Origin of the sequence: Nisaea sediminum (assembly GCF_014904705.1) — a bacterium.
In the GTDB taxonomy this organism is placed as follows: Bacteria; Pseudomonadota; Alphaproteobacteria; order Thalassobaculales; family Thalassobaculaceae; genus Nisaea; species Nisaea sediminum.
Genome location: NZ_JACZCQ010000017.1, coordinates 23,033 through 40,050, shown reverse-complemented (window position 1 = coordinate 40,050; position 17,018 = coordinate 23,033). Strand labels below are relative to the sequence as shown.

Here is a 17,018-nt window from a genome sequence, read left to right as displayed (position 1 = left end):
TCGAGTAAGGCGGCGAATACGCCTTGGCGTCAAGGGAAATATTTTTGAGCATTGAAGCTAAAATTAGAGGCTATTTTGAAACGGCGTGGTTGGCAGGATACACGCCGCACGCGCTCGCGCGGAAAATCGGAATTGATCCTAAAACATTGAACGGTGTCGCGCCGGGGCGGGATTACGTAATCGGTCCAGGAGGATTCAATCCGACCCTCGGAACAATACAGAAGCTCGAGGAAGAATTAGGGGGGAAAGAGGTTGCCCCGACGCGAGCCAATGCTTTGGGTGCCGCCTTTGGTTTCCCAAACCTCGGCTTGGCGACCGCTGCGCGCGAGGAAAGCGTTGGAGCCAAGGTTCATTCCGTACGACTGATGCTTGTCCGGCCATTTGTTCCGTTTATTGCCCCGCAGCTTCATTCGATTGAACTCTACTGCAACGAGCTCAAGGCAAGACACGGAGCCTTGCGGGAGAACGATCTAAACATGCAGGTGCTTCGCCGCCTGGCGCCGGACGCTAGAATTCATCTTTCTAACGCGCCGGAACAGGAGCGAGAGGCTATCTGGGTCCATTGGGACCGGGCGGAGGATGTTTTCGACGGGCAGGACCTGAAAGGCCTGCCGGTCGGTTGTTACGGTGACGAAGCCTTCGAGAACGAGATTCTGGGCGATCTCGTATGCGCCAGGGAGTCTGGGATTCCGCTTTATCACGCGATCTACAGGCTCGCAGCGGTGAATGCCGATGGGGTCGCGCGTGTGAGAGTATTTTTTCGCCTACTCCAGCGCCTTGAGGCGCAGGACGGCTGTCCGAAAATCCTTTGGGTCGCAATCCGTCAGGATCCGATGTCTGTTCGTGATCTCTTTGGCGATCTGCTGCCGGTTTGACCATACCAATGTTAGCGCTTCAGACTTGCCTCGCGCTTTGATGTAGAGCGAACCGAGAGGATTGGCGTTGGCATATCCGGACATCGACCGGATGCGCCCGGAGAAGACCATATCGTCGCGCGCCTCCCCACATTGATAATCGCATCCAGCATGGTGCAACTCGATCATGGCGATCGAGGTCATGAACCATGAAAGGCGATTTCCAGGATTTAGGCTGTTGAGCCCGCCTCGATATCCGATGCGCCCATTGATATGGAGCTCGCGGATTTCAGAAACAAAGGGCGGATCGGCCTCGTTATGATCGCAGTAGTGAGGCAAGAAAGTCTCGATCTGTGAAACGAGGTTGTCCGTCTCGAATATCCGCCAGGCCATACAGCACTGCAGCTCGTCACGGTGATTGAGGATTGCGGCGTAATGGCCGGGATTGCTCGGCTCGTATTTGTATCGAAACCCGGGATAGACGTGCCGCCCTTCCCCGATGAGACGGGCGGCAAACTTGTGCATGTCCTCGCCGCTGCCAGTCTCGACGTAGAACCCGCCCGACTCGAGAATATTCTTGAATGGGCGAAGATCTTCGGCACATGCGGAAGCGGTTTCCTTGGGCGCCATGCAGATCACCAGAACGTGTGTTTCTCACGTTCTAGAATCAATATTTGGTACGGCCAAGCTGATTATCTATCCGTCTAAAGGAGCCTACGCGAGGCATATGACCGTTAGACGGTTTCCGGCTGGTTCTTGTTCGCACTATTGGTCGGTGCTGCAAGATATGTTCCGGACCGAAGGAGTTCTCCCAGATAGCGTTCCCGGCCCATCTGGTCGTCACCAACATAGAAGGTATCCCAGACCCGGCAGAGTTCCTTGAAATCGAGAAGCGAGGGGTGGTCGGCGATCAGGCCAACATGATAACCGGCGATCTGGAGCATACCGGAATGGTGGCGAAGCCAGCAGTCCAGGGCCTCGGCCTGTTGCTCCGTCAGGAGCGCGGTATGCGGTCCATAAATGGACCCCGATTTCCAGCGCCAGGACACGGCATACACCCCGACCTCTGTAATGACAGCTTTCCGCGCCGAGGCCACTGCGGCACGCAACGCCTCGGCATTGCCGCTCATGGCGGACCCGGCTGAGCCGGCCGCCTCCAAGGTGGCTTCTGCCGCCTCGATCAATCGCTCGATTGCTGCGCTCTGGTTCATGGTACGCCCCTATTCTTGAAGTAAGAAGGCAATCGCCCTCAAATGTTCACACCTCAGCATACCAATGAACATAAGATATATGTTCAATATGCACAACATAAAAATCAATAAAAAACATGATCATAAGAGAAGGTTAGAGGAATATGATAGCAAATACTATACAGGCGGAAGCAAACATACAGCATCCAACTAAAACGATGGCAATTCAATGTCGTCTTCTATTTCGTTAAACGGCGTCAGGCGCGAGTTCGAAACACCATATTCCTCGCGTAACAGGTCAACGAGCTGCTCACACATTCGCACCACGAGGAGCAAGCGTCGAAGACGAAGGACGAGGTTGGATCCGCTCACTTTGAAACCTCGGGGCGTATGTGGAAAATGCAATTTCTCGGCTTCTATTTCCGTCAGGCGGTTTTGAACCGAAATGAGAAGCGCGAATGCCTGCGGTGACAGTTCCTCCATGTCCCGCAGAAAGTCGTCCAACCGAGCGCTGATCCGCTCGTCGATAAAAATCTCGTTGTAAACTTTGGCGACGGCGTCTTTCTCTACGGGAGGAATGTCGGTGAATGCTGTTTTCACGTCCGACATGTAGTAAGGCGGGCCTACCACGCCGGTCGAAAGAGTCACATCGACCAGGAACCAATCAATCTTCCCGGTGATCTCGGAGTGCATGGCGCGGACACGCTCGGCAATGCCGGTAGCGATCCTCACCCGGCGCTGGCGTCGTTCGCCGTGGAGGGTGTAAACGGCGGCGCCGAAGGCGCCAATGGCGCCTATCACCGCACCTATCATGGCACCGTATTTTTCCGCGATTGTCCCAACTGTCGCGATCTGCTGCTCGGAAAACAACCAGAGCAGTCCGGTTGCGAGGTTGGTCGCGATGAGAATTCCGACGATGTTTTGTAGCGTCGAGCGATTCATTGGAGAGCTTTCAAGAGATCGGAGCGGTCATCCGGACTGGCGACGGTCAAATGATTGAGCCCTGTTTCGGTTTTGGTCCCGGCGCGAACGGCTCTCCGTGCATCCAGTCCCTGCCCTGTTGCCGGTGCGCGCCGCAGGTGCGGACGCTTTCCGAGCTTTCGCCGTGATCGCGGCTGAAAATGAAAGGCGCGAGGGCATCGCAGCCAGCCACGAAACAGGGAGGAATGGGCTTCGGTTCGTGCATCGTCGGTCGGCCTACAAGAGCGGGCGGAAATGATACCGCGCGGTCTAAGGCAGGCGACACAAAAAAGCCGGGCGCCCTCACGGGCGCCCGGAGTTTCAGGGAGCAATCATTCCGCCGCTTCGGGCAGGGCCTCGGCGTCGTCAGCGGCCGTCGTCTCGGGTTCAGCCGGGAGGTCGGCAGGCGCGTCCGGATCGATGGCCGGGAAGGCCATGATCGGGTCCAGCCATTCGGTCGCCTTCACATGGCGCTCGGTCGCGGGCTCAGCGTTCGGAGCGTCCTTGAACCAGATCGCGAGATGGTTCACGAGGTCGCCTTTCTTGGACTTCTCGATGCTTTTCCCGGTCTCGGCAAACCCGCTCTCGACGGCGATTTCTTTGAGGCGGTCGGTCTTGAATCGTTTCAGGAAAACATCGTCGGGCACGAAGCTGTCGCGCACGTCCGCGTTGACATCGAGGGCGACGAGGTTGTGTTCGTCTTCCTCGGTCTTGATCCCGTCGCCCGACTGATGGAACGTCACCGTGACGAGGAGAGAATGCAGACCTTCCAGCTCCTCGTCCGTCATCTCGCGGATCACCTTGAAGATCGCGCCTCTCTCTCCGGAGAGATAGAACAGCGCCGGGATGGGGTCTGTCACCTCACCGCCGCCCGACTCATAGGACCAGCGATAGGACTCAAACCCCGCGTCCCGGAACTTCGCGACGAACGCGGCGGCGATCTCCTCGATACTGCGGAGCATTTCGCTTCCATAGTGCTTCTCGATGCGCGGAGACGGCTTGATCGAGGCTTGGTTCTGGAACCCGGTCATGTGCTGGAGCACCGATACCTCCAGCACCTTACGCCGGTTGCCGATGAGGCTGCGTTGGACGGCGATGGTCCGCATCTCGGCGGCGTGTTGAAGCTGCGCCGATGAATAGCGCGGGCGCGGCCCTGCCGTCTCGCCGGTCCCGGTGTCGCGCTTGTCCTTCACCAGTCCGGTTTCGATATCCACCCGGCCATGCTGCCATCGCATAATCACGGTCGTCGGCTCCTCGCCCTCCCCGGCTTTGCGATACTTGGCGCGGACATTGTAGTGGTCGAAGCCCGGTTCCAGGACCGTCAGCCCGGCAGATGCGTAAGCTTCCTTCCTTTCGTCATATGCCTTGCGCTGCAGGTCCATGAACTGATCCACATCGCTGAACTGCTTCTTGGCGTTATCGCTGAAAAGGTCCTGAACGAAACCGCCCTTGTAGTCCGCGATGTCGAAGATCGCGATGTCGGCGGTCGGCTTCTCGAAGAAGAACCTGCGCGCCGCGTACTCGCCGTTCGGGGAGTTGGTGTCTTCCAGATATTTGAAGTAAGCGGCCTGCTCCTCATGGGTGACGGACGCGAGATGCTTTGCCTCGCGCAGACACATTTCCCCTGAACGGACCATCTCCTTTGCCTTGTCGCAAAGCGTGCCGAGCGCAAGGCGGCGGCGGACGGTCATCTCGCTGGTGGCGAACTTCAACGCGATCTGCTCGATCTCCATCCCGCCGTTGCGGAGCCGGGCGAACGCCTCGCATTCATCCATGGGGGAGAGGTCTTCACGCTCGAGGTTTTCGGCCAGCGCGATTTCTTCAAGGTCCACGCCCTTCTCGGTCCGGATGCTGATCGGCATCTCGAAATCCTCGGTCGCCTTGCCCTGTTCGATGAGAAGGCCAACAGCCAGATAGCGCCGGTGTCCTGCATGAATGCGGAACTTCCCGCGCTCTTTCTTCACCGTGAGGTTCTGAATAACGCCGACGGAATGGATGGATGCAGCGAGCGATTCCAGCGCGGTCTGATCGAAGGATTTGCGCTGATTGTCTTTCGGCGGCAGGAGGTTCTTCCACTCGGTCTTGGTAGCTTCGGTCATCTTGATACTCCCTATCGTCTGATGACAGGCGGCGGGAGGTTTCGCCCTCCCCTCTTCCGCCCTGTGGGCGCGTCTCAAACCAATCTGACTGCCTGAAACGCAGTTTCTGGCTGAACAGAGTGGGTTGGAGCGCAGCCCGACCCACGGCCCGGCCGGGGCCGGTCAACGGTCCGGAAGCGACCTGGCGCGGCCCGCAGGCGTGAGCCGAGGACACGGGGGAGCTGCAGGACGGCGCGCGGCGCGCGACGCTTGCCGATTGACGGGAAACGGACGGGATGTTGGGCGGCGGAAAAAACGTGAAAAGTCCCGGTCGGCTAGAGCGGCGCGGCGGCCGGCCGGTCCATCTCTCGGACCATGCGCGCGGGATCCGCGCGCTCATTCATCGGGGCGTTGCGGGGTGTCCCCGCAGAAGGGGGTGTGGAGGAGCCTTCGGCTCCAACCAGGGGGAAGGCTTTCCCCTTCTGATTGATCTAATTACTGTCGCCTATTGCACCTGTTTCGCCGGGGTACACATGCCTGATGAACAAGACGATCAGCCGGACCGGGACGCGCCATATATGGATCCGCGCGAATATCTGACGACACGGCATATCATTGAGGATCGGTTCGGAAAGCCGCCACTAATCCCGAGGGCCAATTTCGACGATGCTGTACGCAGGATTGAAATTGCTGTCGAGGTTTTGGGTCATCAATGCAACTTCACGGACGAGGACCTCTTCGAACTCATCAGGTCCTGGGACAAAGGCGGTGAGCTTCGAGATCCTGACGTATTGACGCTCCTTCGTGCTGACGTCAGAGGGCAGTATCTGACAGGAATAATCGGCGACCTCATTGACGACGACGGGTCGTTCTACTCGAGCGCGGTTAACTTTGAAACAGCCAAAGAAGCACTGGCGGCCCTGGGCCCAGGCTTGAAAACGCTTCCGCCATTGCAGACGGACGATCAATTCATTTCTTTTGGCCATCGAGTGACTGAGTTGAGCAGACACCACCCGCCAGGACTGGCGGGCGACATAAAGTATGAGAGCAGAAGGATTGATGTCGCGCTCGTAGATATTTTCGAAGCTTTCACGCTGTTGGGGGGCCACGAACAAACGCAGCGTAATCTCGGAAATGATCGTGGCGTAGCGAACGCAGATGATGTGCGGCCACACGACGGATTAGGTAGGAGGGGTACGAGTACGTACCCTTATGGGCCGCCGCGGAACATCGTAGTTTCGAACGTCATGGAACGCGGTGATGAAATAGCCAAATCGGCGGCAGAATCTGTGGAAGCGATGCGGATTGTGCTTTCCACTCTCGAGGAGCGTCGCTCGAACGATCCGGCAGAGAGCGAGCTTAAAGAGCAACTGGCTATACTGATTGAGAAGATCGGGGAGGCCCGCGACGCGACGGAAAGAGCTACCGAGTCCGGCGTCATCGAGGACGCTGAAGTCGCGGCCGAGACGATCGAGGAGAGCAAGACGGTCTTGGATGACGCCGTTCGTCGCATGGTGGACATCGGTTTGAATTCCGCCGGCGCGATATCGTGTTTCGCTGTCGCCCTGGGGGCGACGGCAACGTTCACCGCGGCCGGCTTTGCTATTCCGCCTTTGGCGGCGCTGGCGGTTTCCGCCGGCTTTTTCGGCGTGTCCGCAGTGATGGACAACCTGCCAGGCGCAAAGGGAACGAGCTAAAGCGTCGATCAGGGACGTCGATTCATTTCGTGAGCGATGCGAAAACGCCGGTCAGTCGAGTGACGATCGAGGCCCGCTTCACCGGGCCGAAGTATCGAGAGTCGAAGGATCGATCGTCGGTCCCGATGAGAAAGATTTCGCCGGCTCGAAGTGAACGGCAAATCGTTAGCTCGGGGAGCGGGCGACCTTGTTGATCGGTATCTTGGACGGATCCTCGATCAGAACCGTTGATGAGCAACCGCCCTCCTGCGATGCAAACATGATCAGCGCCAGAGCCGGCGACCTGCTTTATCCAATGCGGGGATCCGGTGAAGTATCCGCGTTCTCGCGCGATTTCCTCCGCCGCGCGGGGAACGCGGACCAAAACGAAGTCCCCTACCCTCGCCTCTCCCTCGGCGACCCGATAGAGATCCATCGGAACGGAGGCGGTTGCGGGTATGTAGATCCGTTTCCCTATAACCGGATCCAAAGCGGCCGCGGCAGCGAGGACAAGGCCCGCGATCAGGCAGGTGCAAGAGACCGGGGTGAAGCGCATCGGGCGAGATAGTCCTGATCTAGAGGCGGTGCCGGCTGTTTCGCGTTCAGGCGGACGTCGCAAAGGCGCCACCAGGTCGGCGAGAGCGACATCCACACACCCTGCTCGCGGATCTGATCGAAGACCGGATAGAACCGCTGAGTGATGTCCCAGGTCCGGAGATTCATCAGGATCTCGACCGGCTGGGAGACCTCCGGGATCCGCGATTTTCCGCCGCCTCGAAAGGCGATCATTTCAGAGAGCGTCGTGCCATAGCGGTTTGCCGCCCATCGCTCCAGAAGGATGATCTGATGCGGCTCGGAATGAAGGATGCGCCGGCGGAAACCGGGAACATCCTCGATGACATTGCCTTCCCAGAACACACCGGCCATCACCCGAATATTGACGTAACCGTTCTCGAATCTCTCCGTGATCGCGATGTTCTCAGTCATGCCGCATTTCCTCTGACGAAGGTGACGGCCTTCTCGGCGGTGCGGCGCGCGTATTCCTGCTGGCGGTGCGTGTCACCCTTATGAGCCAGATCGCGGGCGCCAAGAATCGCATCTGCGATCATTTCGACTGTTTCTCCCGTCGCGGAAGCCGCGAGAGCGTATGCGAAGTCGGCCCGGTGAAGATCGCCCTGATATTGGGGACTGGTGTGGAACGTCGCGATGTCGACGCTGCGGCGCGGTCGCGCTATCGCATCGGTCAGCCGCCGGCGGCGTTGTTCTTGCGCGCGTGCGCGCTCGAGCACCAAGGCTTGCTCGCAATTGGAAATCATCGATCCGCTCGGCGAAACGGATCGCGGCGCAGTCGAGATCAGGCGCACGAACGGGAACCGGCCCTGTTTCTCGTACTTTGATTTCCGGTTTGTAAATCCGGGCAGCCGTCCGAAATGCCGGAAATCTGCGCTGCTCGGATCGGCGTCGAAGGCATCGGCTAGGTACTTCGCAATGACGGTTGATAGCCCCGGCTCCAGCACGCGTTCATGTCGGATCCAGCCTTGGTAGTTCGCGGGACTGGTTTCGACGATAGCCACCGGGCTAAGACAGGCCAGACGGTCAAGCTGAGACAGAGAGAGATCGTCCAGGAGCGTGAAGGAGTGTGGCGCGACGGGGCGGGCGTAGATATGGCAACCTGCGCTGTTCTTATGGCGTAGCCACGGAATTAGATTTCGGACCGCATCGGGACGCGATTTCCGGATCATCATGCGTTCGTCGCTATCGAGAATTCCGATCTCCATATCGGTGTCGAAGCAAGCGACGAACCGCTCAACGACGCTATAGGTGATGCTCATTGCGCCCTGCCCCGATATCTCTGGGGGTGTTCGAAGGCCATGCGCCAGAGCCCCCGGGCGTTAGATTGTGCGCGATGTTCCGATTCCGTGTAATCGCTCGGCCAACCGAGCGGCGTCACAGCCCATCCCGCCTCTACAAGCGATTGGGCGATATCACGTCCGTTCGCGTAGCAACGGGTTACAGGGCGATCGTACTTGTCGCGATGCGCTATACGGTCACAATTGATCTTGGCGCCTTTGAGCACACGAACGAGAAAAGCGCGCGCGGCCTGGCCGCACGGGATCGTGTCGCCTGTCGCTTTGTCTGTGCAGACCTGTGTGAGTTCCGGTGCGTCGATACCAGCGAGGCGCACCCTTTCCCCATTAAAGACGAAAGTGTCCCCGTCGAAAACGGTCGGTTGCCCTGCATGTGCGACACCTGCAATTGCTATGCTAGCAAATGTTAGTAGGTACTTGTTCATGCCTTAACCCTCCGGGAACAGAATTGAACATATGTTTTATGTGCATTCAAATTCAAAAAGAATTGGTTTGAGCACCCTCTGGCATGAGATCTGATCGGGCTAGTAGAACAAGCGTGCAATCAGAAACGCGATGAAAAGAACCAGGAACGGAGTGCCGAGCCACCATCCAATCTTTACGGCCAAGAAAATTCGCATGTCGTTCTCCAGTATTCTTCCGGAAAACGTGACGCTATTTACCGGATTCCACAAGCGCCTTGAACGCTCTCTCAAGGAAAACCCGTTTCGACCACCCCCGCTCTGCGATCAGCTCCTCTATCTCTGCGAGCTTGCTCGGATAAATGCGGACTGCAAATTGGGCCGTTGCTTTTTCCGCCCTCGGGCGGGCGGCTCCAGCGATAAAGCCTGTTTCTACAGCGACGGATTCCAGAAGGTCTCTCGATGGGCGCTCACGGCGCTTGGCCGTCTGCGTCAGTCCGGACAGGTCAACAGCCCCCTCCCCTTCGTCAATGCCGGCAAGGAAGTCATTGTGGGAAACACCGTCACGCTGCATCTTGAGCGCCCTCCTTCAGATACTTGATGAGCTCCTGCGTAAGCATCTTCCCGTTTTCGATCGCCGCCGCCACATTGCTGACCGCGCTGCGCGGCAACGTTCTGACCGTTCCGCCAACATCGAAAACAGCGCGATAGGCTTCCCGCTGTAATAGCTGGGTCCTGAAACGGGGTATACCCGCGTCATCGAACCGCTGCTCGATCGCCTTTTGTCCACGGGCCTGAATGGCTGCACTGCCCTGGGTCATCAGGATGCCGTATGGGATCTTTCGTTTGTAGGCTTTCTCGGCCGTTTTGATCAGCTTGATTGCCTGCGCGGCCTCCTGCGCGTCCAGCATCGACGGTTTTACGGGGACGATCACGAAGTCGCTGTGGGCGATGCTGTGATTGACCAATACGTTTGCCGTGCCTTCGAGGTCGACGATGACGAACTGGGATCGCTCGCTTTCCTCCTCTATTACATCGACGATCGTTTCGTCGGTCATGCCATTGACGACTCGGATGCGCTCGGGTTCGCCTTGGGTTTCGCGGGTCCGCTCAAGCCATTTGGTCAGCGGCTTGTTCGGATCTGCATCAAGCAATGAGACCGTTGCTCCGGCGTGGGCCAGTTCGCCCGCCAGCGTGAGAGAGGTTGTCGTTTTCCCAGCACCACCCTTTGGCGAGGCACAAGACAATACGGTCATCATTAGGCTCCGGTTCGTTGGCGGAAGCTATGCTAGCATATGATATCACTGCAAACGCACTGATAGATTACGATATCATCGCGGTTGCGATCATTACGAATGCGATGATGTCATCTACTATCATAAAAGATGCCATGGGCGCAAATACAATGATGTCATCCACCATCATAGAATTTAACATCATATGATTTGCTAGCACCCGCAATTCAGATCAGAACGCACAACTGCCAGCGTCTGATGTACTTCCGCATGGAAAAAAAGAACGAAGCTAACCCGGGGGAGGGGAGAGTGCCACGAATGGCCTACGCATAGAACGAGTGATCCATTCTCGAGAGCGCGCTTCATTATTGACGTGCCACATTATTATTCACGTATGTTTACCGTTAAAATGGTTTTTCCACAGCCGCGCGCCCGGCTTGTCGAATTAAGATGTTATAAAAGTTGTTAGAAGGTTACGTCACTCTTACCACATTGACACAAATGCCTTATTTTGCAGGTTTTGTGAGCGATATACCGACCATCCGTGAGTGATGTTCCGTGTGCGCTTGTGAATGATGTTCCGAGGATTCGTGGCCGATATTCCGAACCGAGGCGTGAGCGATGTTCCGAATCAAAATGTGAGCGATATTCCGTGATCAGATCAAGGATGCTCCGGCCTCTCTGAGGAAGAAACTGATAATCATGTTCGCGTTCTTCGCATAGCGCCGGCGAACGGAAGGTGAGTCCATCGGAGCCACAGGCTTTTTCTTGGGATCAAAAGACGCGGCGATCGAGTAGGAGGGGAGGGTGTCAGCGTCGATGATCTTCAGAAGGTCTCGCTTGAAGAAGCGGAGCTCCGTCTGGGATCCGCATTTCTCCCAAAGGTTCTCGAGGCTGATATCCCAGCGCTTTTGCCGGCCACAATGCTTACGGGCAAGCTCGTAAAGCCGCCGCTCGAGCCCTCCTTTGAGCGAGAAATACCGAGAATCGATCGTGAGAACGGAGCGGTCCTGGGTGAGGGCGCGAAAGATCCACTGATTCAAAGTGACTTCGATCGCAGCCATGCGCTCGTTTCCGGCGGCATTCTTCCTTTCGATAATCCGGGCGGATTCGATCCAGGAGAAGAAACGTTTCTCCTCCTTGTCTCCGGCCTTGATCGTCGTCCGCACCGACGTCGATTGAAGGCGATCCAGCGCTTCCTGCAGGAGCTGATATGATCGCTTCCCGGTGCCGCGGCCGGCCAGGCGAAGAAAATCGTAGGCGTGGAACTGAATCGTGGCCGTCGGGGTCTGCCCGCGTTCGATCTGCTCATTGATAAGGCTGGCACAATAGATCATGACGTCTTTGTCCCAGATCGTGGCAATTCCCTTGTGGCCGGCCCGGACCTCGACACGGATCCCGCGCTTGGGATTCTCGTAGATCATCGGCTCATAACGCGCCTGCTTCGCGAGCGCAAAATGCGGAAACTCCATCAGGTCGCGCTGGTCTTTGACCGGCGCGTCGATGATCGAGGTTAGAAATAGGTCGACCTGATGATCTGAAGCCATATGCGATTGTGAGCGATGTTCCGTGTGTTGTCATTAAATGTGGTCAAAGTTCCGAATTTCTGGGCGGCAGAACGTGTCCGATGTTCCGAACACGATGTGTCTGATGTTCCGAATCGCTCTCAAGACGATTTTTTCCTCTGCATCGGCCGCCATCTCGGCACTTGCCGGAAAGGGCAGGCCAAAACCGCCGCCTCGGCCATCGCCGAGCATAAGGGTCTTAGAGCTAGGTCTTATTTCGGATGTTTGGAGGCGCCGGCATGGCTTTGCCATGCTGATCGGCGCCAATCCTCGGGCTTGGGCGATCCATGTTGGGTGCCGTTAGGCGCCCTTTATTATTAATAATATTGACGTGTTTCACCGGTTCAAACTCTTGGACCCTATGCTCAGAAGATGAACCTTGTGATCCGGAAACGCTCGACCGGCCTGCATTGCGATGGGTCTCAACGGCCGCCAACAGAAGACGCGCATCGAGGATGGTCCAGGTATTAGGACCGTTCCGCGCGCCGGAGAGACGGTTCTCGTAACGGGAGACATATCCGGCGCGAACAAGTCGCGCCACGGACAGGTGCGCGGTCGACCGGGCGACACGGGCCATATTCGCCAGCGGTGCCATATACATGGTCCAGGTCTCGCGACCTCGAGACAGCAGGATCAATGCCAGGAGAACGCGGCGGTCGGCTGGCGAGAAATGGGCCTCCTCGAGGATGGGGGAGGGGAGCAGTGCGTGAGCGTAGGAATCCGTTTCCCGCAGCTCCTTCTCGCTCCATCGGCTTTCGCGCCCGGGGCGCCGGCGCTGGCAGCTATAGATATAGCTCCTGACGCGCACTGTTCGTTTGCGGCGGAATCCGCGGCGAAGAGACCTGTCATCCAGGCCGGGCAGGAGATCCTGGCGATGACGTGTTGGTACGCTCGCCTCATCCTCCCATTTTTTCCATTGGTCGAGTGTCGGTTGGGCGGTAGCGGTGCGCGTCATGAACGCCGCCCGCTTCTCTGTAAGAAAGGCAGAACCTACCATTCGCAGACCTCCATTGGCTGCGGAGGCGCGGAAAAAAGGGCGCAAAAAAGGGTGGCGAACCAGCGCTTTATTGCTTGACAGTCTTTGGAGATCTGTGGATAAATGACGGTGCTAAACGATATTCATCCACGGGCCGTCCTTCGGGGCGGCCTTGTGTTTTTCTGCTCCCTTAGATCCGCAGCCCTCCCTGTTCCTGTTGCTGAGTTCGCATACGCAACCGGTCGAGCCGGCGCATACCACATATTAGCATTTCGGAATTGTCGAACCGCAATTGGGCGGAGTAACCCATTGTTATGTGGGGATTCATTTGACGGTGCCGTTGGTCCGACTCGAAACCGGCTTTGGAATCGCCGTCGGCCAAGCCCACCAGCGGCCGGAGATTCGACATGCCGTTCCAGTTGCGTCGTCGGTCTTGAGAACGACGCCCGTGACCTGTCCTACCGAAACAGAATATTCGCGGCAAATTAGGCCCTCGATCTCATAAGAGGAGAGGGGGGAGACCTGTCCGGCCGTCGAAGTGCCGGCGACGTACCAAGCGGTCGTTTGTCCGTCCTTGTTGCGCTCGAGGGCGGATTGGCAGCTTGTTGAGGCGTGGGAGCGATCTTCGGCCGTGCCAGAGCGCACGAGGGCCGCGCCATCGGAGATTTCCCAGCACTCCAACCCTGGATCCGCGTGAGCAGTGCTCATTATCGGTGAGGTGGTTTGGGATAGAGCAACTACGCAAAAGGCGGCGAACCGGTTCAACAACGTTGTTCTCCAGCGGTTTATAAGCCAAACTTACAAAACATATGTTTTATGTGCAACGTCCGATGTCGTAACGGGATGGGTTGGAGATGAGGGTGTTGGACCGAGAGAATCTGCCTAGGCGATGCCGCAGACAGCCTGGTCAATCGGGAAGGCCGTGCCCTTGTTCAAGATGGTTTACACCGAACAAGAGGGCGGTCGCCATCTCACGACCTAGACTGCGCCCAAACCGTTCTGAGAGAGCCAGGATCCGCGCGTGGGTCTCGGGGTACAGACGGACGGTAAAGACTGCGAAAGGGACATTCTTCGGCGTTGGAACGAGCGGGATATCGCCCGTCTTTTCCTGGGCCGACATATACGCTTTCGCCGCGCCCTCGAAGAAATCAATCAGAGTAATGTTATTCGCCCTACAGGTTTCGCGGATACGTTCGGCATCTGTCGCAGCTACGCGAATCAGCTGCGCGATGCGCCCATCCCTGTCGGTTTTTCTTTTTCGAGTCATTTATTTAGGCAGCCTTATGTGCGAGCCGGCGGTTAATAAAACATATGTTTCTTGTGCGCAAAAAGAAAAACCTACACGAGCGCGGTTTGAGAGCGCGATAGCAAGAAGTTGCCCGTGACCGACGAGACAATTGTTTTCCTCGGATATCTTATTCTTTCGGTTGGGGGAGCGGCGGCTGCGGTCGCTGATTTTAAAGCTCGGCGACTCCCGAAAATCTATCTCGGTCTATTCGCGATTGGCGGAGCGATGGTTGCGAGCGCCTCTAACGGACTGGATCTAGAAAGGCAGCTACAAATGGCAATTCTTGTTGTCGCGCTCGGGCATATTTCTTGGTGGGGAATGAAGACGGCAGGATTTGTTCTTCTGGGACGAGGTGATATCAACCTCGTGGGAGCGATTCTTCTTTTTCTCGGCCCTGCCGGTACGTGGGTGACGCTGGTTTGCGGGCTTGCGGCCGCGATCATCTTTATAGGAATCGATAGGGAACAGACCGGCCCCATCTGGAAAAAGACAGTGGCTCTAGGTCCGTTCCTGATCCCGTTTGCGGTGCTGGTACTAATTTACCAGAACGGATAGAGACGCTAACAAGGCTCGGGAGCTTGGCAACTGAGAGGGCGGTATGCTCCATCGTACGCCCTATTGAAAATGCATTTTGGTGTGTACCAAAGCGGCGACAAACCCATGCCGCCCCAAGGGATGCAATTGAAGGCCTCAGTCGCGGTAAAACCTCCATCTGATCCTTGCGAAACGAAAGCCAACCATTCGCTTTCGCCACTCGGAGCTGTGGCCTGAATCCGGTCGGCTGCTGAGGCGTTTCCGACTACCGTTTGAGTTCGACCAGCCATAGAAGTGCAGGTGAGACGATAACATGACCCAACAACGAGGCCGTCTTCAACGCACTGTCCGTTTTCGATGCGATATCCAGTATCGCATGTTGTTGCTACACAAGGCCCGTAGGGGTCACCATTGAAAGTTCGTGTACCTGTACCGTTTGGTACGGTACAGGCGATCGTGTCGGGAATGCATGCATTGCTGTACTCGGCATAATTGGTGTCACAGGCGACAACAGTGCAAGCGCCGTAGGATTTTGTGGGTCCGTCCCAGACCTTTTCGCCTGTCCCATTTGCAATGGGACAGGCCGCTGCGGTTCCATCGAGAGCTTCGGAGATAAGATCGTCGGCGTTGACGCATTGCCAGCGATCCGAAACGAACGCGACGACCATTGGATCTGTGCAGCGAAGGTCCTCAACCTGGTTGACGAAAGTTGTCCGGCTCTCTCCGCGTCCGGTCCAGGTTGCAAGGTCAGCGTGTGTTAGAGCGATCACTATATCGTCGCTCGAGTTGTTGCCGTTGAGAGCATCCGAACAGGTTGTAGCAAGGGTATTGTCCGGCCCAGCGGAGACTAGCGCGAGGCCTGTTGCCGTTAGCGATTGAGAGGCACCGCGACAATACCGGATATCCCGGTTCCATGCGTCCGTGCGTCGGGCCGGTAGGGCAACCGGAAGCGTGTCCTGCGCTCCTACGGATGGAAGGATGATCGTTCGTTCTGTTAGGTCGTAGCCGCCCCGCGCAGCCAGGACCTGGGCGGTCTCGAGCATCAGAGTCCGGGTTTCAAGCGAGCGATAGGCCGTGATGGCGTCTTTCTTCGATCCTGAACCGCTGACGACCGCGGGAGCGAAGAAGACGGTCGTGACCGCGAGCAGGATGATCAGCGGATGGATCATGGGAGCAGCCCTCCGTTCTGTGAGATAAAATTGCCCCAGACGCTCGTGAAGTCGGAACAACGCGAACCGGACGGAAGGTTTTGGATAACCCCGGTCGAAGCGCACCGGCTACGCCACATGCCATTGAGCGTGGCAATCTGCGGATCCACCTGATACGGCGTGACGCTGGCTTCGTAGGCGGAGGTGCTGCGGACAATGTCGTCGCCAGTCGAAACCCCGGCGAGCGCTTCGGCGCATCCCGTTTCAACGACTTCGTTGGTGCCGCCAGAAACCAGCGCAAACAGCGGTTCTGCCGGCGACGAGTAGTTCGTCGCGGTGCAGTAGAGATACGGCGTGCCGAATCTGTCATTCTTGATCGTAGATACAGAGGATGGAATTTCGCCGCCTTCAGGGGCGGGGGGAACAATTCGTCCGGCGCTGCCGGTCGTCGTCGCCCGGCCGACGCTGTAGGACGCCAAGCCAATGCGATCCACGGCGGCTGAGAATGCGAGTGTTGTTGTTGCGGATCTCTCGATGCCAGCGATCTTCGCAGCATAGGGTATCACAATCCCCAATAGGACGATCGTGATAACGGCTATGACCGGGACGATGGCACCGCTGTCCGGATCGTCTAGTTTGATGCTGTGCATGATGCCCAATCCGGCGCAGTGTCGTGGAAACCGTAGCGGTCGGAAAACCGCCGAAACAGGGTGCACATCGACGTGCAGTCGAAGTTGATGGCGGTGTCTTTCTCCAGAAGATCGAAAGTGGCGGCGCACCTATTGGTGTAATCCGCGACCATCGTTTGTTCTTCTCTGGTTAGAGCCTGGCGAGCGAAGACCTGTTCATAACCAAGGCTCGATAGCTGATCGTCACCGTTCAGAAAACCGGACATAGCGTCGGCGCAAGTCGTGTCGCGCGATCCATCGCCGCCCGCGCTCAAGACGGCGATCATCGGCCGGGTATCGTCTAACGCGTTGGTACAAAGGAGAAGTGGTTTCCCCCAAGCATCGCGAATACTCTCAATTGATGACGTGTCGATCGTGCTGAGATCCGGTCGGGTAGCTCCGCTTGGATGGGACGATTGTCTCGCGGCATTTGAGGCAGCTTTCGCCAGGATTTGTATCGTCTGGCTGTAACGCGCGAGATACGCCTGTTGTTCGGATTGACGGTAGAAGTCCCCCGCTACGGCTCCGGCAACAAGCGCAATGATCAGAAGTATTATCAATACCCTAAACGGCATGT

General features: G+C 57.3%; 19 protein-coding genes. 3 read left to right on the top strand and 16 right to left on the bottom strand.

What is annotated here, in order from left to right; translation table 11 throughout:
• The first annotated feature begins 44 nt into the window (after positions 1 to 44).
• Positions 45 to 875 (top strand): helix-turn-helix domain-containing protein, encoded by an 831-nt coding sequence (locus IG122_RS23625; RefSeq protein WP_193189033.1) that lies wholly within the window; start codon positions 45 to 47, stop codon positions 873 to 875.
• On the opposite strand, the gene IG122_RS23620 is transcribed toward IG122_RS23625, so the two are convergent.
• From IG122_RS23620 to IG122_RS23605, 4 genes are all read right to left on the bottom strand, one after another.
• Positions 765 to 1,484: a hypothetical protein gene (locus tag IG122_RS23620; protein ID WP_193189032.1), complete on the bottom strand. Its 720-nt coding sequence runs from the start codon at positions 1,482 to 1,484 to the stop codon at positions 765 to 767. The genes IG122_RS23625 and IG122_RS23620 overlap by 111 nt on opposite strands.
• A 104-nt stretch (positions 1,485 to 1,588) precedes the next feature.
• Complete coding sequence (locus IG122_RS23615) at positions 1,589 to 2,065, bottom strand: hypothetical protein (protein ID WP_193189031.1); 477 nt, start codon at positions 2,063 to 2,065, stop codon at positions 1,589 to 1,591.
• A 189-nt stretch (positions 2,066 to 2,254) separates the two neighbouring features.
• The gene (locus IG122_RS23610) at positions 2,255 to 2,986 is read right to left on the bottom strand and encodes a hypothetical protein (RefSeq protein WP_193189030.1); all 732 of its coding nucleotides are present in this window, start codon (positions 2,984 to 2,986) and stop codon (positions 2,255 to 2,257) included.
• A gap of 350 nt (positions 2,987 to 3,336) precedes the next feature.
• Complete coding sequence (locus IG122_RS23605) at positions 3,337 to 5,103, bottom strand: ParB/RepB/Spo0J family partition protein (protein WP_193189029.1); 1,767 nt, start codon at positions 5,101 to 5,103, stop codon at positions 3,337 to 3,339.
• A gap of 512 nt (positions 5,104 to 5,615) precedes the next feature.
• Here IG122_RS23605 and IG122_RS23600 point away from each other — a divergent pair.
• Complete coding sequence (locus IG122_RS23600) at positions 5,616 to 6,779, top strand: hypothetical protein (RefSeq protein WP_193189028.1); 1,164 nt, start codon at positions 5,616 to 5,618, stop codon at positions 6,777 to 6,779.
• A gap of 22 nt (positions 6,780 to 6,801) precedes the next feature.
• On the opposite strand, the gene IG122_RS23595 is transcribed toward IG122_RS23600, so the two are convergent.
• From IG122_RS23595 to IG122_RS23555, 9 genes are all read right to left on the bottom strand, one after another.
• A complete protein-coding gene (locus tag IG122_RS23595) occupies positions 6,802 to 7,314 on the bottom strand; it encodes a S26 family signal peptidase (protein WP_193189027.1) in 513 nt (170 codons plus the stop codon).
• Positions 7,281 to 7,745 carry a DUF2840 domain-containing protein gene (locus tag IG122_RS23590; RefSeq protein ID WP_193189026.1) on the bottom strand — a complete coding sequence of 155 codons (465 nt, stop codon included), beginning with the start codon at positions 7,743 to 7,745 and terminating at the stop codon, positions 7,281 to 7,283. Before IG122_RS23590 ends, IG122_RS23595 begins: the two co-directional genes overlap by 34 nt.
• Positions 7,742 to 8,590, bottom strand: coding sequence for a DNA-primase RepB domain-containing protein (locus tag IG122_RS23585; protein WP_193189025.1), 849 nt, complete (start codon positions 8,588 to 8,590; stop codon positions 7,742 to 7,744). Before IG122_RS23585 ends, IG122_RS23590 begins: the two co-directional genes overlap by 4 nt.
• Complete coding sequence (locus tag IG122_RS24610) at positions 8,587 to 9,051, bottom strand: thermonuclease family protein (RefSeq protein WP_193189024.1); 465 nt, start codon at positions 9,049 to 9,051, stop codon at positions 8,587 to 8,589. Before IG122_RS24610 ends, IG122_RS23585 begins: the two co-directional genes overlap by 4 nt.
• Before the next feature lie 229 nt (positions 9,052 to 9,280).
• Entirely contained in the window at positions 9,281 to 9,601 is a 321-nt protein-coding gene (locus IG122_RS23575; RefSeq protein WP_193189023.1) for a hypothetical protein, read from the bottom strand.
• The gene (locus IG122_RS23570) at positions 9,591 to 10,283 is read right to left on the bottom strand and encodes a ParA family protein (protein WP_193189022.1); all 693 of its coding nucleotides are present in this window, start codon (positions 10,281 to 10,283) and stop codon (positions 9,591 to 9,593) included. The genes IG122_RS23575 and IG122_RS23570 overlap by 11 nt, the downstream gene beginning before the upstream one ends.
• A gap of 635 nt (positions 10,284 to 10,918) precedes the next feature.
• A complete protein-coding gene (locus tag IG122_RS23565) occupies positions 10,919 to 11,809 on the bottom strand; it encodes a replication initiator protein A (RefSeq protein ID WP_193189021.1) in 891 nt (296 codons plus the stop codon).
• A gap of 223 nt (positions 11,810 to 12,032) precedes the next feature.
• Positions 12,033 to 12,824, bottom strand: coding sequence for a hypothetical protein (locus IG122_RS23560; protein ID WP_193189020.1), 792 nt, complete (start codon positions 12,822 to 12,824; stop codon positions 12,033 to 12,035).
• An 886-nt stretch (positions 12,825 to 13,710) separates the two neighbouring features.
• Positions 13,711 to 14,070 (bottom strand): hypothetical protein, encoded by a 360-nt coding sequence (locus IG122_RS23555; protein ID WP_193189019.1) that lies wholly within the window; start codon positions 14,068 to 14,070, stop codon positions 13,711 to 13,713.
• 114 nt (positions 14,071 to 14,184) lie between these two features.
• Between IG122_RS23555 and IG122_RS23550 the strand changes: the two genes are divergently transcribed.
• A complete protein-coding gene (locus IG122_RS23550) occupies positions 14,185 to 14,646 on the top strand; it encodes an A24 family peptidase (protein ID WP_193189018.1) in 462 nt (153 codons plus the stop codon).
• Positions 14,647 to 14,651: 5 nt separating this feature from the next.
• Here the strand turns inward: IG122_RS23550 and IG122_RS23545 are convergent, their stop codons facing one another.
• Genes IG122_RS23545 through IG122_RS23535 form a run of 3 tightly spaced genes read right to left on the bottom strand, consistent with a single transcriptional unit; the run spans position 14,652 to position 17,016 of the window.
• Complete coding sequence (locus tag IG122_RS23545) at positions 14,652 to 15,794, bottom strand: hypothetical protein (RefSeq protein ID WP_193189017.1); 1,143 nt, start codon at positions 15,792 to 15,794, stop codon at positions 14,652 to 14,654.
• Complete coding sequence (locus IG122_RS23540) at positions 15,791 to 16,423, bottom strand: hypothetical protein (protein WP_193189016.1); 633 nt, start codon at positions 16,421 to 16,423, stop codon at positions 15,791 to 15,793. The genes IG122_RS23545 and IG122_RS23540 overlap by 4 nt, the downstream gene beginning before the upstream one ends.
• Positions 16,405 to 17,016 (bottom strand): hypothetical protein, encoded by a 612-nt coding sequence (locus tag IG122_RS23535; protein ID WP_193189015.1) that lies wholly within the window; start codon positions 17,014 to 17,016, stop codon positions 16,405 to 16,407. The genes IG122_RS23540 and IG122_RS23535 overlap by 19 nt, the downstream gene beginning before the upstream one ends.
• Positions 17,017 to 17,018 lie beyond the last annotated feature (2 nt).